Below are 1,808 nucleotides of genomic sequence, written 5' to 3'. Positions count from 1 at the left end.
TCAAGGTCCTAAATTTGCTGCTGAAATGGAAGCACATGTTCGTGAATACGGTGTCGACATCATGAACTTGCAACGTGTATCTGACATCAAAGGTGCTGACGAAACTGCCAACGGTTTAGTTGAAGTGACTTTAGAAAACGGTGCAAAACTTGAATCGAAAACAGTCATCCTGTCTACAGGTGCACGCTGGAGAGAAATGAATGTACCAGGTGAGCAAGAATACAAAACCCGTGGTGTTGCGTACTGCCCACACTGTGATGGTCCATTATTCAAAGGCAAACGTGTGGCTGTGATCGGTGGTGGTAACTCTGGTGTTGAAGCTGCGATTGATTTAGCTGGTATCGTAGAACACGTAACCTTAGTTGAGTTTGATACTAAGCTACGTGCTGACCAAGTCCTTCAAGATAAATTGAACAGCTTACCTAACACGACTGTCATCAAAAATGCGTTGTCTACAGAAGTCGTTGGTGATGGCAAACAAGTCACTGCACTGAAATACAAAGACCGTGCGACTGATGAAGAACACACTGTCGAATTGGCGGGTATCTTCGTACAAATCGGTTTGTTACCCAACACGGATTTCTTAAAAGAAACCCAAGTTGAATTAACCAACCGTGGTGAGATTGTGATTAACGATCGCAACGAAACCAATGTAAACGGTGTATTTGCTGCGGGTGACTGTACAACAGTACCTTATAAGCAAATCATCATTGCCACTGGTGAAGGTGCGAAAGCATCACTGTCAGCGTTTGATTACATCATTCGTTCTGGACAGTAGTTCAATCGTATTCTTTAAATAAGAAGTTCTTAGTTTTGTAGTTTACAGAGGTTGAAGATGCTAACACTTCAGCCTCTTTTTTTGTAATGATTAACTTGATCTATATTATTTATTAAATCAAATCTGTATTTTATTTGTAATTTTATTTCACAATAAATGGGTGTTTTGTGTAACAGGACCTGTTTATCGTGTCTGTTTTTTGTTTAAATATTAAGAAATTCTTTAGCCTTATTAAATTATAAAAGACAGATAATAACCATGCTTGCCAACATCTTTTCGGCATTGGAACAGCTCGGTCTAACCGCCCAAAACAGAGCCCTCCACATCCAATTCAGTCATTCACAACTGAATAGCCAAGTCTTCCTACAACGCATCGATGGCAGCCATGTCCTTAACGAAGGCGTGCAAGCAGAACTCATCTGTCTCTCGACCAATGCCTTAATTCCACTCAAACAATTCATCGGCACACAAGTGGCCGTCGATCAAGTCACCGATCAAGGCACCCTGTTTAGAACCACAGGCATCATCACCGAAGCCTCACAAGGACAAAGCGATGGGGCACTGACCCTCTACAAACTCACGCTTAACGATGCAACTTCACTTTGGCACAAACGCCGCAACAGCCGCGTATTTATGAACAAATCCGTGGTCGAAGTGATGGAAATCCTCTTTGAAGAATGGCAAAACAAAAGTCCACTTTTTGCCTCTAGCCTCAGCCTAGACCACAGTGGACTACAACAACAATACGACATCCGCCCCTTCATCATGCAAAGCAACGAAAGCGACTACGACTTTCTGACTCGCTTACTACGCAGTGAAGGCATTAACTGGCTCATTGATGAAGCCCAACCGATTGTAACGAGCAACAACAGTCCGATCGAAGCACAAAAGCTCCGCTTGATTGACGACAACAGCCAATACCAAGCCCTCAATCGACGCAACATTCGCTACCATCGTAGTGATGCGACAGAACAATTTGATAGCATCACCAGTTTTATTGGACAACGCAGCCTACAACCCACCGCAGTCC

At 43.2% G+C, this 1,808-nt stretch carries 2 protein-coding genes; both read left to right on the top strand.

Annotation, left to right across the window (positions count from 1 at the left end; genetic code table 11):
• Positions 1 to 778, top strand: a 778-nt coding sequence (locus CL42_RS16025; RefSeq protein ID WP_035270912.1) for an FAD-dependent oxidoreductase, incomplete at its 5' end; no start/stop codon positions are given.
• Positions 779 to 1,036: 258 nt separating this feature from the next.
• Positions 1,037 to 1,808, top strand: a 772-nt coding sequence (locus tag CL42_RS16020; protein ID WP_035270910.1) for a phage late control D family protein, incomplete at its 3' end; no start/stop codon positions are given.

It is taken from the genome of Acinetobacter sp. Ver3 (assembly GCF_000632455.1).
GTDB lineage: Bacteria > Pseudomonadota > Gammaproteobacteria > Pseudomonadales > Moraxellaceae > Acinetobacter.
The sequence above is the reverse complement of the archived record's forward strand: the minus strand, read 5'-3'. Positions and strand labels throughout refer to the sequence as shown.